This is a genomic window from Streptomyces sp. NPDC058576 (assembly GCF_042718715.1).
Taxonomy (GTDB): Bacteria; Actinomycetota; Actinomycetes; order Streptomycetales; family Streptomycetaceae; genus Streptomyces.
The window spans coordinates 85,843-100,225 of record NZ_JBHXPF010000004.1; the positions used below are offsets into that span (position 1 = coordinate 85,843).

The 14,383-nt window shown below is 74.4% G+C and carries 10 protein-coding genes; 2 read left to right on the forward strand and 8 right to left on the reverse strand.

What is annotated here, in order from left to right:
• Positions 1-95: 95 nt before the first annotated feature.
• Positions 96-1,070, forward strand: coding sequence for a hypothetical protein (locus ACFWRV_RS04685; protein ID WP_384328216.1), 975 nt, complete (start codon positions 96-98; stop codon positions 1,068-1,070).
• Here ACFWRV_RS04685 and ACFWRV_RS04690 read toward each other — a convergent pair.
• On the reverse strand, positions 1,060-2,919 hold the full coding sequence (locus tag ACFWRV_RS04690) for a DUF6350 family protein (RefSeq protein ID WP_384328588.1): 1,860 nt from the start codon (positions 2,917-2,919) through the stop codon (positions 1,060-1,062). The two genes, ACFWRV_RS04685 and ACFWRV_RS04690, sit on opposite strands and share 11 nt — an antisense overlap.
• Before the next feature lie 126 nt (positions 2,920-3,045).
• Between ACFWRV_RS04690 and ACFWRV_RS04695 the strand changes: the two genes are divergently transcribed.
• Entirely contained in the window at positions 3,046-4,302 is a 1,257-nt protein-coding gene (locus ACFWRV_RS04695; protein ID WP_384328219.1) for a helix-turn-helix domain-containing protein, read from the forward strand.
• A 108-nt stretch (positions 4,303-4,410) separates the two neighbouring features.
• Here ACFWRV_RS04695 and sucD read toward each other — a convergent pair whose 3' ends face one another.
• From sucD to ACFWRV_RS04730, 7 genes are all read right to left on the reverse strand, one after another.
• Positions 4,411-5,295, reverse strand: coding sequence for a succinate--CoA ligase subunit alpha (gene sucD, locus ACFWRV_RS04700; protein WP_384328222.1), 885 nt, complete (start codon positions 5,293-5,295; stop codon positions 4,411-4,413).
• 21 nt (positions 5,296-5,316) lie between these two features.
• Positions 5,317-6,498 carry an ADP-forming succinate--CoA ligase subunit beta gene (sucC, locus tag ACFWRV_RS04705; RefSeq protein ID WP_383259985.1) on the reverse strand — a complete coding sequence of 394 codons (1,182 nt, stop codon included), beginning with the start codon at positions 6,496-6,498 and terminating at the stop codon, positions 5,317-5,319.
• Positions 6,499-6,836: 338 nt separating this feature from the next.
• Entirely contained in the window at positions 6,837-7,928 is a 1,092-nt protein-coding gene (locus ACFWRV_RS04710) for a hypothetical protein (RefSeq protein WP_384328226.1), read from the reverse strand.
• A 106-nt stretch (positions 7,929-8,034) separates the two neighbouring features.
• On the reverse strand, positions 8,035-9,138 hold the full coding sequence (locus tag ACFWRV_RS04715; RefSeq protein ID WP_384328229.1) for a hypothetical protein: 1,104 nt from the start codon (positions 9,136-9,138) through the stop codon (positions 8,035-8,037).
• Between the two features lie 116 nt (positions 9,139-9,254).
• Positions 9,255-10,544 (reverse strand): VWA domain-containing protein, encoded by a 1,290-nt coding sequence (locus ACFWRV_RS04720; RefSeq protein WP_384328232.1) that lies wholly within the window; start codon positions 10,542-10,544, stop codon positions 9,255-9,257.
• Complete coding sequence (locus ACFWRV_RS04725) at positions 10,541-13,153, reverse strand: DUF5682 family protein (RefSeq protein WP_384328235.1); 2,613 nt, start codon at positions 13,151-13,153, stop codon at positions 10,541-10,543. The genes ACFWRV_RS04720 and ACFWRV_RS04725 overlap by 4 nt, the downstream gene beginning before the upstream one ends.
• Positions 13,150-14,301: an AAA family ATPase gene (locus tag ACFWRV_RS04730; RefSeq protein WP_384328237.1), complete on the reverse strand. Its 1,152-nt coding sequence runs from the start codon at positions 14,299-14,301 to the stop codon at positions 13,150-13,152. Before ACFWRV_RS04730 ends, ACFWRV_RS04725 begins: the two co-directional genes overlap by 4 nt.
• Positions 14,302-14,383 lie beyond the last annotated feature (82 nt).

Here is a 14,383-nt window from a genome sequence, read left to right on the forward strand (position 1 = left end):
GACCGGGAGGTAGCGTCAGGGGACAGCGAGCCGCCCACCGGGCGGACGAACCGTCCTACGGGCGGACATGACGAGATGGGGAAGACGTTCACCACATGCCGGACCGACGCCGTCGCACCGCCTTCCGCTTCCCCCGGCCCGAGCGGTCCGCTCCGCTGATGCGGGAACGCCAGTCCTCTTCGCCGGACTCCTCCTCCCCGGACTCCTCTTCTCCGCCCCCGGATTCCTCCTCCTCGGGATCCGCGCCGGGCTCCGCCTCCGCGCCGGGTTCCGCCGGGAAGCCGCGGGAGGACAACCCGTTCGCCGCGCCGCCCGCGGACCGTCCGGACCAGCCGTGGCAGCCGCGCCGGCCCGCCGGCTCCGACGGGTCGGACGAGAACGGCGGCTCCGACGGGAACGGCTCCGGCTCCTCCGGGGACCGCCCGGCCTGGGGCAGCCAGTGGAGCAGCAAGCAGCCCGGCCGGGGCAACGGCGGCTTCGGCGGCCGCTCCGGCGGGAACGGCTCCGGCGGCCCGGGGGGCAAGGGCGGACCCGACGGCGGCCGTCCGGGCGGACTGCGCTGGGACCCCACCGACCCCGCACAGCGGCGCGCCCGCTACGCGGTGCTCGGCGGCATGTGGGCCTTCTTCTTCGCCCTCTTCGACTTCCCGGAGATCGCGCTGCTGCTGGGCGCGCTCTCGACGTACTGGGCGCTCAGCGCGCTCCGCACCCCGCTGAAGAACACCTCCGCCACGGACCGCACGGCGGTGGGCGGCGGCTCGGCGGACGCGCCCGCGACCCCCGCTTCCCCCGCCTCGTCGGCCTCCCCCGCCTCGTCGGCCTCCCCCGCCTCGCCCGCCTCGTCCGCCTCGCCGCAGAACATCAGCAGCAGGCAGCAGACCACGGCGGCGGTCGGCGGCCTGGTGACCGCGCTGCTGGCGCTGCTCATCGTGGCGACGACGTTCACCGTGCAGCTCGTCTACAGCGACTACTACACGTGCGTGAACGACGCCCTGACCAAGTCCGGCTCGGTGGCCTGCAACGACAAGCTGCCGAAGCCTCTGGAGCCGTTCTTCGGCGTCAAGGAGTAGGCCCCGGTCCGTCCGGCTCCGCCGCCGCGCGGTCCGCGGCGGCATCGGCGCGATCAGCGGCATCGGCGCGATCTGCGGGGCCGGTGCGGTCTGCGCTGCCGACGCGGTCTGCGGGGCCGGTGCCGTCTGCGGGGCCGGCACGATCAGCGGGACCGGCGGGGAAGTCGGCCATCAGGCCGCCGGAGCCGCGCTTCAGGGAGGCCCAACGGGCCTCCCTGGTGTCTTTCCCGTGCCACGGGTCGGTCGGCAGGAAGTCGTACGGCTCGAACCCCTCCTCGCCCCGCCCCGCCGCCGGGCCGTGCAACGCGCCGGAGGCCGCTTCGGGGGCCGGGCCGGGGGCCGGAACCGAGGAAGCGCCCGGCGATGCGGACCCACCCGGCCCCGCGTCGCCGGACTCGCCCGCCGCCCTGCCCCGCCCACGCCACGGGGCCCACCACCGGCGCGGACGCCCGGCACCATGGCCCTCGCGCTCTTCGCCCCCGTCCTCCTCGGCCTCGGAATCGGCCTCGGCCGCCGCCGCCGTCGCCGCCGCCTTCGCCTTCGCCGGAGGCTCGTCCGCTTCGCTGACCTCCCTGCGCCAGGCCCAGCCCGGGGTACGCAGGCGCCACAGGCGCAGCAGCAGGGCCGCCGGTACGCCGATGACGGCCGTCCACACCAGCGCCGCCGGGCCGGTCAGCCACCACACCGGGCCGAACACGCTCAGCGCCCCGGTGCCGAGCGGCCCGCCGGCCACGGCCGTGAGCAGCGCCGTCGCGACGCCGCACCCGAGCGCGGCGAGCAGGGTCACCAGCACCGTCTCGCGCGGACTCCAGGCCCGGGCGCGGGGCGCGTCGGCGGGCCCGGCCCGGCGGACGACGAACCAGGCGACCGCCAGCGCGGCCGTCACCGGCACCGCGAGGGCCGCCCAGTTCAGCGGGGAGCCCGGCCCCTGGTCCGGCACCGCCGCCAACAGGGGGAAGTGGGGTACCGCGGGGGTTCCGTCGAGGCCCAGCGGGGTGGCGGTGGCTCCCGTGCCGAGCGAGAAACCGGGCCCGAGCCCGTACGCCGCTCCCCACAGCGCGGCGTTCGGCACGAGCGAGGCGGCCAGCAGGAGCACGGCGATGCGCCCCGACCAGTCGCCCGCGAGCGCCAGGAACGCGTCCTGAGCCGCCGCCGCGTTCCGGCCGAGCGCCACCGCGACCAGCAGCGCACCGCCGCCGAGCAGCACCGTCACACCCACCGCCGCCGAGCGGCACGCCGCCTCGACCCGGCGGCGGAAGAGCGTGCGCGCGACGGCCTCCTGAAGCGCCAGGGGCGACCAGGACGGCGGAGGCCCGAACGGCCGCCCGGCCGCCGTCCATACCCCTGCCGCCGCCGCACCGGCCACCACCAGCGCGACCGGGAACACCAGCGTGTCCGGGTCCGCGCGCAGCGGACCGCCCCGCGCATAGGCCGCCGCCCCCGCCACGACCAGCAGGTATCCCGCGGTCACGGCGCAGAACGCGCCCGCCTGCGAGGGCCGGGCCCGCCCCTCCTCCGGCTCCGCCGCGTCGCGCGCCGCACGGTGCGCCAGCCAGACCGGGCCCACCGCGAGCAGCAGCGGCACCAGGGAGACGGGGGCGGGGACGCCGCTCAGGGTGTCGGGCCGCACGAGTCCGGCACCGTGCGCGAGCAGCCAGACCCCGGCCGCCGCGCGCAGCGCCCCGCCCGGTCCGCTGTCCGGATACGGCGAGCTGATCCACGCCACCATGACGAGCACCGTCAGCGACCCGAGGCCGAGCCCGGCGGCGACGACACCCTTCACCAGGGCGGAGACGAGAGCGAGGGTACGGTTCCGCTCCACCGTCACCTTCGGGCTGCGTTGCGTCATTTGGGTCACGCGGCCCATGCTGCCAACGACACGCGCTTATTTCGCGTAACGCGCGAACAGCCGCTGTGTCGCTCAATATACGTTTATGTACTTTTTCACCCAGTGCGGCGCTGCCGGGGGTCGTCCATGACCCGGAGCACGACCGACGAGGCCGCCGCGCCGCCGCTGCCCTCCCCCAAGGAACGCCGCAGGCTGCGCGAGGCGAAATCGTTGAGCGAGGAGCAGGTGGCAGCGGCGGTCGGCGTGACGCGCGCCACCCTGCGCTCCTGGGAGACGGGGCGCACGAGCCCGCGTGGACGCAAGCGCGCGCTGTACGCCAAGCTCATCGCCCCCGAACCGGCCGTGAAGCCCGTGGTGGTGGTCGCGGAAACGCCGCCGGCGAAAACGGGCCCGGCGGCGAAAGCGGGGGCGGAAACGGGGGCAGCTCCGGCGGAAACGGACCTGCCCGCACCTCCCTCCGCGCCCGCAGCCCCGCCTCCGGGCACCGACGCAGGTGCGGATACCGGCGCGGAGGCGACCGCCGAGCCGAGCGCCGACGCCGCGGAGGCGCCCGGCGCGCGGCGCCAGTCACCCGCCGAGGCATTCGACGAGCTGTACGCCCGCACCGCCCCCGGCCTCGTCCGGCAGGCCTATCTGCTGACCGGTCGCCGCGGCCTGGCCCGCGAGTCCGTCGAGCGCGCCTTCCAACTGGCCTGGCAGCGCTGGCCCGAGGTGGCCGTCGACCGTGACCCGGCGGGCTGGGTGCGTGCGGCGGCGTACGAGTACGCGATGTCCCCCTGGCACCGGCTGCGCCGCAGGCACCGGCACGCCGACGCGCCGCCCACGGAGCCGGGCAAGCGGGCCCTGTTCGACGCGCTGCTCGACCTGCCCCCGGCCTACCGGCGCACACTGCTGCTGTACGACGCGGTCGGCCTGGACCTTCCGGAGACCGCGGCGGAGACGGAGGCCAGCACCCCGGCGGCGGCGGGCCGGCTGATGACCGCCCGCGCCGCCGTCGCCGAGCGGCTCCCCGAGCTGGCGGCCGTCGCATCGCCCGCCGAGCAGTCGGCCCTGCTGCACGACCGGCTCGGCGGCCTCGCCCGCGCGGAGCACGTACCCGTTCCGCAGCCCGCCCGCGCCGTGCGCACCGGCAGCGAGAACAAGGCCAGGCTGTGGACCCGGGCCGCCATCGCGGGCGTCGCGCTGCTCATCGGCGTGACCGGGCTGACCCTCCACACCGCGCCCACCCACTACGAGCAGCCGATCTCCCCCGCCGAACGGGTCGGGGGCGTACCGCCGCGCGGTGGTCCGCAGAAGCTCACCGCGCAGGACCTGAAGCTGCAGAAGTCGCTGCGCGAGCGGCTGGCGCACGGCCCGGAGCGGCTGGTTCCGCAGCTGCGGTGAACCGGGTTCCCGGGCCGCGGCACGTACGTACGCGAACGGCGCGGGCCCGCACCCCTGGTCGAAAGGGGTGCGGGCCCGCGCCGTGAACGCGTATCCCTGAGGCCTGCGTCAGGCGCCGAGGATCTCGCGCGCCAGCTTGGCGGTCTCGGTCGGCGTCTTGCCGACCTTGACACCGGCGGCCTCCAGGGCCTCCTTCTTCGCCTGGGCGGTGCCCGAGGAGCCGGAGACGATGGCGCCGGCGTGGCCCATGGTCTTGCCCTCCGGGGCGGTGAAGCCCGCGACGTAGCCGACGACCGGCTTCGTGACGTTCTTCGCGATGAAGTCGGCGGCACGCTCCTCGGCGTCGCCGCCGATCTCGCCGATCATCACGATGAGGTCGGTGTCGGGGTCCGCCTCGAACGCCTCGAGGGCGTCGATGTGCGTCGTACCGATGACCGGGTCGCCACCGATGCCGACGGCGGAGGAGAAGCCGATGTCACGGAGCTCGTACATCATCTGGTAGGTCAGCGTGCCGGACTTGGACACGAGACCGATGCGGCCGGGCTTGGTGATGTCGCCCGGGATGATGCCGGCGTTGGACTGGCCCGGGGTGATGAGACCGGGGCAGTTCGGGCCGATGATCCGGGTCTTGTTGCCCTTCTCGTTCGCGTACGCCCAGAAGGCGGCGGAGTCGTGAACGGCGATGCCCTCGGTGATGACGACCGCGAGCGGGATCTCGGCGTCGATCGCCTCGACGACGGCGGCCTTGGAGAAGGCCGGCGGCACGAAGAGGACGGACACGTTCGCGCCGGTCTTCTCCATCGCCTCCTTGACGGAGCCGAAGACCGGGACCTCGGTGCCGTCGAAGTCGACGGTCGTACCGGCCTTGCGCGGGTTGACGCCACCGACGATGTTGGTGCCGTCACCCAGCATGAGCTTGGTGTGCTTCATGCCCGTGGCGCCGGTCATCCCCTGGACGATGACCTTGCTGTCCTTGGTGAGGAAGATAGCCATGGTGTTGGAGTCCCTCGTCCCTTACTTCGCAGCCGCGGCGAGCTCGGCGGCCTTGTCGGCCGCGCCGTCCATGGTGTCCACGCGCTGCACGAGCGGGTGGTTGGCGTCGGAGAGGATCTTGCGACCCAGCTCCGCGTTGTTGCCGTCGAGACGCACGACCAGCGGCTTCTCGACCTTCTCGCCCTTGGACTCCAGGAGCGCGAGCGCCTGCACGATGCCGTTGGCGACCTCGTCACAGGCGGTGATGCCACCGAAGACGTTGACGAAGACGGACTTGACGTCCGGGTCGCCGAGGATGATCTCCAGGCCGTTCGCCATGACCTCGGCGGAGGCGCCGCCACCGATGTCGAGGAAGTTGGCGGGCTTCACGTTGCCGTGGTTCTCACCGGCGTACGCGACGACGTCCAGGGTCGACATGACCAGACCGGCGCCGTTGCCGATGATGCCGACCTCGCCGTCGAGCTTGACGTAGTTGAGGTTCTTGGCCTTGGCGGCAGCCTCGAGCGGGTTGGCTGCGTCCTTGTCCTCCAGAGCCTCGTGCTCCGGCTGGCGGAAGTCGGCGTTCTCGTCGAGCGAGACCTTGCCGTCCAGCGCCAGGATCCGGCCGTCCTTGGTCTTCACCAGCGGGTTGACCTCGACGAGGAGCGCGTCCTCGGCGACGAAGGTCTCCCACAGGGTCACCAGGGCCTCGGCGACACCCTCGGCCACGTCGGCCGGGAACTTCGCCTGGGCCACGATCTCGCGGGCCTTGACGATGTCGACGCCGGAGTTGGAGTCGACCGGGACCTTCGCGAGGGCCTCGGGGGTCTTCTCCGCGACCTCCTCGATGTCCATGCCGCCCTGCACCGAGGCCATGGCCAGGAAGGTGCGGTTGGTGCGGTCCAGGAGGTACGAGACGTAGTACTCCGCCTCGATCTCCGGCGACAGCTCGGCGATCATCACCTTGTGGACCGTGTGGCCCTTGATGTCCATACCGAGAATGTCGGTCGCCCGGGCGACCGCCTCGTCGGCGTCGGCGGCCAGCTTGACGCCGCCGGCCTTGCCGCGGCCGCCGACCTTCACCTGCGCCTTGACGACAGACTTGCCGCCCAGCTTCTCGGTCGCCTCGCGGGCTGCCTCAGGCGTGTCGATGACTTCACCGGCCAGCACCGGTACACCGTGCTTGGCGAAGAGGTCCCTCGCCTGGTACTCGAACAGGTCCACGCGCGTCCGTCCCTTTTAGTGGTATCGCGGTTCGTTCTTCTGCGTGGGCGTGCCGCGAAGGGCAACGTGACTGCGCTGTCACAAGGGAGGCGTACACGGTGTCCGAGTACGCGGCATGTCCATCCGGCAGGTTATCCCCGCACTCCGTGTGGCCCTAAATCGCAGATCACACCTGAGCGGTGATAACGGTCACAGAGGGTGGCCCTTTCCGGCTCCCGGACGGGGCTCGCCGGGAGTCGGAAAGGGCTGTGCTGGCACCGGAACACCCGGCCCGGGTCCCCTGGGGCCGGGTAATCCGGTGCGGTGAAGCGCTTACGGCGCGTACGCCGCTCGCCGGGTCACGCCGTGGGCGCCGCGTCCGTCACGAAGGCCGGGGCGACCGAGGTGAGGCCCTGGACGCCGGCGCCCGCGTGCCCGACGGTGGGCCGGGCGTTCTCGCGGACCGTGTCCGTCAGACCGCCCGCGAACGGGCGGGCCTGCGCCCCGACGCCCTCGGCCAGCGGCTGGACCCGGGTGGTGACGCCTTGGGCGAAGGGCAGGGCCGCGTCCCCGGTCAGCCCTTCCGCGAGCGGCTGCACCTCGGACGCGACGCCCCCGGCGAACGGCACGGCCGCACCGGTGACGCCGGACGCCAGCGGCTGGACCTCGGTCGTGACGCCCTGCACGAAGGGCGCGGCGGCGTCGCCCACGACACCCTGGGCGAACGGCGCGACCTCGCCGACGACGCCCTGCGCGAGCGTGCCGACATCGCCGACCGCCTGCCCGACGACCGGGAGCGCGACGTCGACCGCACCCGCGGCGAGCGGCGGCAGCACGGAGTCGGACGTCTGCCCGACCACGGGCCCGGCCTCGGCCAGCGCGCCCTGGACGGCGGCGGGCGCCTGGTTCTGGGCGTAGCCGGGGATCTGCTCGATCGGCCCGAAGAGGTAGTCGATCTCGTCGACCGGCGCCGCCGGAACCTGCGCGTCGGGGATCTGCGCGTCAGGGATCCGCGCGTCGGGCAGGTGACCGGCTCCGGGCGCCTGCTGTACGTCACCGAGCTCCGGGACCTCGGGGGTGTCCGGGATCTCCGGGGTCTGCGGCGCGCGCACCTGCGACGGGAGGCCGTCCCGTACGTCGGCCTTGCTCCCGGCCGCCTCCGTCAGCGTGTCCTCGACGCCGCCGATGCGGTCGATGTCGTCGATGCGGTCGACGGCCTTGGTGCCGGTGACCGCCTTGGTGTCGGTGACCGCCTTGGCGTCCTTGACGACCTTGGCGTCGGTGACGTCCTTGGCGACCTCCGTCGCGTCGGGGGTCTCGGCCGCCAGGTCCGGGGTGGAGAGCGGTACGGACACGGGCAGCTCGGCCGCGCTGGCCGCGGCGGTGCCGAGCGCCCACATGCCGGTGGCGGTGGCGGCTACGGCTATGGATCGGCGCATGTTCTTGTGCATGGGTGTGTCAGATCCTTCGAAGGTGTTCGGCAGTCCGGAGAAGTCCGGACGCGGGCAGACCTGTTCCGCCCCCGCGCGGCAGGTCGAGGCGGGGGAAAGGCCTGCCCTAGCCGGGGAATTCGAGGATCTCGCCGGATCGGTCGGGTATCGGGGCGGCGGTCGCCGGAAGGCCCGCTCCCCCGAGGAGCGCGGCGTACGGACCGCCCCGGGCCGACGTAGCGTGCAGGTCGCCGCCGCGCGGCCCCGGGGCATCGGCCACCGCCGCACGCGCGAGGTCGCCGCAGGGGGCGTACGGTGCGCGGTCCGGCGTGGGCGTGGGCCCGTAGCTCTGTGCGTGCGCGGGGTCCTGCGTGCCGGACGTGTCCGGCACGGCCGGGACGAGGCCAGGCGCGGCCCCGATGGTCCGGTCGTGGCCGCCCGCGCGCCCGGCGGGGGCGTCCGCCTCGGCGTCGCCCGGTGCCGTGGCGCCGTCCCCGGCACCACGGCCGGTGTCCGGCACGGAAGGTGACGGAGCGCCCGGAACGTCAGGACCGACGACGGGCACGGGCAGCAAGGAGAGCAGCGGAGGAAGCTCCGGCAGGGACGGCACCAGGGGCCCCACCTCACCGGCGATCCGGTCGACGGCGCCTCCCGCGCGCCCGGCCACGGCATCGCGCACGCGAGCGGGTGCGGCGGCCACGGCGGGCGTGGGCACGGCGGCCAGAGCGTCGGCGGGCGTGGTGGGGTGGGTGGTGCCAGTTGGGTCAGTGATGCCGGAGGGGTCGGTTATGCCGGTGGGGTCCTCTGGTTTGTTGACCGGTTCTGCGGGAGGGTCCGCGGTGGCCTTCTGTGCGCTCCGCTGCTGCGCGGCCTGCCGCTGCGCGGCCCGATCGACCGGCTCGACAACCGGCTTGACGACCTGTTCGGCCATCGGCTCCACGGCCTGGTCGGCGACCTCTTCGCCGACCTCTTCGCCCATCCGCTGAACGGAAGACTCAACTTCCTTGCGGGCAGGGGCCTTGGGAGCTGCGCTGTCCCGCACGGCGTCCGCCACGGAAGCGGTGAGCGGAGCCGGGTCCGGACGCTCCTGCGCTTCCGCGCGTCCGCCCGCGAGGAGCCCCAGGGCCAGCAGCCCGCCGAGGAACAGCACCACCTGTACCGCGCGGCGCCCGGCCGTCCCCCGCGCCGGGCGCGGGTCGGCTGCTGCGCGGGCAGCGGCGGTAGCGGTCACCTGGGATGGCTCCTGGTACGCAGACGGGCGGAGATGGAGGGGACGGCGGAATGCGTCCCTCCGCGAACGACGGGTCGATGCTTGCACGAGCCCGTGGGGGTCACGCAAGTCCCTGGCTAGGGTTGGGCCTCCTTGTCCGGTATGGGCAGTGGCCTTTTCTCGATCGCCGCCGCCATGACGTCCGGGAAGAGATCCGGCGTACAGGCGAACGCGGGTGCGCCCAGAGCTCCGAGGGCCGCCGCGTGCTCGTGGTCGTAGGCGGGCGCCCCCTCGTCGGAGAGGGCGAGCAGCGTCACGAACTGCACGCCGGAGGCCTTCATCGCGGCGACCCGCTTGAGCATCTCGTCGCGTATGCCGCCCTCGTAGAGGTCGCTGATGAGGACGACGACGGTGTCCGCGGGGCGGGTGATCCTCGACTGGCAGTAGGCGAGCGCCCGGTTGATGTCGGTGCCGCCGCCGAGCTGGGTGCCGAAGAGGACGTCGACCGGGTCGTCGAGCTGGTCGGTGAGGTCGACGACCGCCGTGTCGAAGACGACGAGCCGGGTCGAGAGGGTGCGCATGGAGGCGAGCACCGCCCCGAAGACCGAGGCGTAGACGACGGAGGCGGCCATCGAGCCCGACTGGTCGATGCACAGGACGACGTCCTTCTTGGCGGACCGGGAGGAGCGCCCGTAGCCGATGAGGCGTTCCGGCACGACCGTGCCCGTCGTCGCCCCCGTCGTCGCCGTGCCGTCCGGTGCCGGGAGCGTCAGGTAGTTCTTGAGGTTGGCCCGGATGGTGCGGTTCCAGTCGATGTCCCGGTGGCGCGGCCGGCTGATCCGCGCCGAGCGGTCCAGGGCCCCGTTCAGCGTGGCCCTGGTACGGCTCTCCAACCGCTTCTCCAGGTCGTCGACGACCTTGCGGACGACGGCCCGTGCGGTCTCCTTCGTCGTCTCGGGCATCGCCTTGTTGAGGGAGAGCAGGGTGCCGACGAGGTGGACGTCCGCCTCGACCGCCTCCAGCATCTCGGGCTCCAGGAGCAGGGCGGCCAGACCGAGCCGGTCGATCGCGTCGCGCTGCATCACCTGGACCACGGAGCTGGGGAAGTAGGTCCGGATGTCGCCGAGCCAGCGGGCGACGGAGGGCGCCGACGCGCCGAGTCCCGCCGAACGGCCGCCGGAGCCCCGCTCGCCCGACGTCTTCCCGGCGCCCCCGCCGTACAGCGCGTTCAACACACCGTCCATCGCCGCGTCCTGGCCGGTGAGGGCGCACCCGGTGCTGTCGGCGCTGTCCGCGCCGAGCACCATCCGCCAGCGCCGCAGCCGTTCGGCGTCGGGCGGGGTGTGCGGGGCCGCGGCCGTTGGCTCCACCGTCTCCCCCATCGGATCCGTCCTCGTGGTCGTCCTGGTCGTCCTGGCAGTCGTCATACGGCCGCCTCCGCGGGCTCGGGCAGGTGGCCGAGCAGCAGGCGCAGCACCGGCTCCACCGCGTCGGCCCTGGTCTCGTCGAGGCCGGGGCCGAAGCCTCCGGGCGGGCGGCCGGCGTCGGCCCGGCGGGCCCCCTCGGGGACCGGCCCGCGCCGGACCAGCTCGCCGAGCGTGCGCCGTACGCCCGCTTCGTACGCGGAGAACGTGCGGCGCAGCAGCGGCAGCACATCGGTGAACTGGTCGGCGGGGACACCGGTCAGCCAGGCGTCGACGAGGCCGAGCAGCCGCTCGTCGTGGACCAGCAGCATGCCGCCGCCCGACGCGCCGCCCACGAACCCCTCGATCCAGGCGGCGGCGTCGGCGGGCGGGGTGCCGGGCGAGAGCGCCAGGCCCATCAGCCGGGCCGCCTCGTCCTCCGCCAGCCGCCCCTCGTCCAGGAGCAGGCGCGTGGCCCGGCCCCTGATGATCCCGGCGACCGTGTCCCGGGCCGCCAGCTTGTGCAGGACGGCGTCCCAGCGCGCCCGCAGCCCCGTGCCCGGCTCCGTGCCGGTGGTCAGCAGGCCGATCGCCCCGTGCACGGCCTCCACTTGGCCGCGCAGCGCCTCGGCGCCGTCCGCGTCGAGGCCGGTGCAGGCGGGCGGCAGGCCGACGCAGATCCGCTCGGCGAGTCCGGCGGCGACCTCCGCGAGCGCCGCCGTGTCGGTGGAGCGCACGTCTCCGTACCGCAGGGAGCGGGCCAGGGCGGGCAGGGCGTCCGCGAGGTGGCCGACGTCCGCGTCGAGTGCTGCCCGGTCGGCGAGGGCCTTCATCACGACGGGCAGCGCGTCGGGCAGTCCGGCCAGGAGGCAGCGTTCGGCGAGTGCGGTGACGTCGGCCAGTGCGGTCGCCGCAACGGCCCCCGACTCGGCCTTCGCGGTGGCGGCGGTGAGGACGGTGGTGCCCCACACGCCGGCCTCCGCGACCCGGACGTGCAGTTCCGGTTCCCAGCTCAGCCGCCAGCTCTCACGGAAGGTGCCGGTGCTGCCGCGCCCCGCGACGGGGTCGCCCCAGCCGACGTCGAGGAGGCGCAGCCGGTGCAGGAGGCGGCTGCGGGCCGCGTCGGTCTCCTTGCGCAGGTCGAGGTCCAGCTCGCGTTCCGACGCCTCCGGCTTGAGCCGTAGGGTGCGCTGGCTGCGGGTCAGGTCCCGTTGCAGCGGGACGGCCGGGGCGGCGTCCGGGACCTCGCCCAGGGTCTCGCCGACGATCAGCCGGTCCCGGACGAGGGCGAGCGGGACGCCGGACCCCTCGCACATGACGGCCCGCACCGCGTCGGTCGTCTCGCCCAGGCCGGCCAGGGGTCGGCCCCGGAGGGCGGCGAGGGTGTCGGCGAGCCGGACGGCCTCGATGACATGGGCGGTGGAGACGAACCGGTCCTCCCCGCGCAGCAGTCCGGCGACCTTGGTCATCCACCGCTCGATCGGCCGGTCGGCCGTGTCGAAGAGGTGCTCGTACCAGCCGGGCGAGTCGATCCCGGCCCCGTATCCGCTGTGCCGGGCGAGCCGTCGGTGGGTCCACGGCACCCAGGTCAGGTCCGTCTTGACCTTCGGGAGGCCCTTGAGCAGGGCGCGGTCGGCGGCGAGGGTGGTGCGCGCGGCGAGAGCGGGGACGTGCCAGGCGCCGCAGACGACGGCGACGTCGTCCCCGAACTCCTTGCGCGCGGTACGCAGCTGGATCCGCATGTACGCCTCGCGCACCGCGTCACGCGGCTGCCCGCCGTCGCCGTACACCTCGCGGAGAGCGCTCATGGCCTCCGCCAGCGCGACGAACGGCGCGAGCGCGCCCGCACGGTCCACGCCCTCCGCACCGCCGGGTGAACGGTGCTCGACGACGTCCTCCCACCAGCGTTCCGGATCGTCGTACCCGGCGGTCTCGGCGAGCACCCGGATCGGGTCGACGACCGGCGTGAGCTCGTCACCGGCTTCCTCGGCCCGCCTACCCGGCGCGTCCTCACCCGACGGGCCCGGCGCGGGTGCCTTGAGCGCGAGGGAATGCGCGGCGGGCAGGTCGATGAAGCGGACCGGGACGTCGTGGTCGAGAGCCCAGCGGATGGCCACCCACTCGGGCGAGAACGCCGCCATCGGCCAGAAGGAGGCCCGCCCCGGGTCGTCCACGGCGTGCGCGAGCAGCGCGACGGGCGGACGCATCTGCGGGTCGGCGGCCATGGGCAGCAGCGCGTCGCCCTCGGGCGGGCCCTCGACGAGGACGACAGCCGGGCGGGCCGCCGCGAGCGCGGCGAGGACCGCGCGCGCCGACCCGGGTCCGTGATGCCGCACCCCCAGGAGCCAGGGCCCGGCGGCCGCGCGGTCGCCCGGCCCGGCCGCTCCGGTCGTCGTGGCGGGCACGGCGGTCCCGCCGGCCGCGCGAGGCCCCGGAACAGCAGCCCCGGTCGCCCCGCTCGTCGTGGCCGCTCCGGTCGTCCCAGGCGCTCCGCTCGTCGCGATCGTCCCGGTCGTCGCGATCGCCCCGCTCGTCCCAGCCGGCCCGCTCGTCCCAGCCACCCCGCTCGTCCCAGCCGTCCCGGCCGTCCCAGCCGTCCCGCTCGTCCCAGCCGTCCCGGCGGGGCTCGTCATGCGGATACCTCGCGGCAGGCGCGGTAGAAGTCCTTCCAGCCGTCCCGCTCGCGGACCACGGTCTCCAGATACTCCTGCCAGACCACCCGGTCCGCCGCCGGGTCCCGGACGACCGCGCCGAGGATGCCGGCCGCGACGTCGCCGGGGCGCAGGACGCCGTCGCCGAAGTGGGCGGCGAGGGCGAGGCCGTTCGTCACGACGGAGATCGCCTCCGCCGTGGAGAGCGTGCCGGAGGGGGACTTGAGCTTGGTGCGCCCGTCGGTGGTCACCCCGTCGCGCAGTTCGCGGAAGACCGTCACCACCCGCCGGATCTCGGTCAGGCCCTCCGGTGCGGCCGGCAGGTCGAGCGAGCGGCCGATCTGGTCGACGCGCCGGGACACGATGTCGACCTCGGCGTCCGGGGTCGCGGGAAGGGGCAGCACGACGGTGTTGAACCGGCGGCGCAGCGCGCTGGACAGCTCGTTGACTCCGCGGTCCCGGTCGTTGGCCGTGGCGATGAGATTGAACCCGCGGACGGCCTGGACCTCTTGTCCCAGCTCGGGGACGGGGAGCGTCTTCTCGGACAGGATCGTGATGAGCGAGTCCTGCACATCGGCGGGGATGCGGGTCAGCTCCTCGACCCGGGCGGTCATGCCCTCGGACATGGCCCGCATCAGCGGACTGGGCACCAGGGCGTCGCGGCTGGGGCCGTGGGCGAGCAGCTGGGCGTAGTTCCACCCGTAGCGGACGGCTTCCTCGGGGGTGCCCGCGGTGCCCTGCACGAGCAGCGTCGAGTCACCGCTGACGGCGGCGGCGAGGTGCTCGGACACCCAGGTCTTGGCCGTGCCGGGGACGCCGAGCAGGAGCAGCGCCCGGTCGGTGGCGAGCGTGGTCACGGCCACCTCGACCAGACGGCGCGGGCCCACGTACTTCGGCGTGATCACCGTCCCGTCCGGCAGGGTCCCGCCCTGCAGATAGGTGGCGACGGCCCAGGGCGACAGCCGCCACCGGGCGGGCCTCGGGCGGTCGTCGGCGGCCGCGAGTGCCTTCAGCTCGTCGGCGAACGCGTCCTCGGCGTGCGGGCGCAGCGCCTCGGCGCCTTCGGTCGTCGGCGTGCTCGGGATGGTCGGCGTGCTCGGGATGGTCGGGGTGGTTGCGGGCACGGTCATGGATCCCCCTCCAGATCGGTCGACCCGATGTGGTTCCCACCGTGCACCATGGCACTGACAACGGGCCCTGACCGCAGGTCAG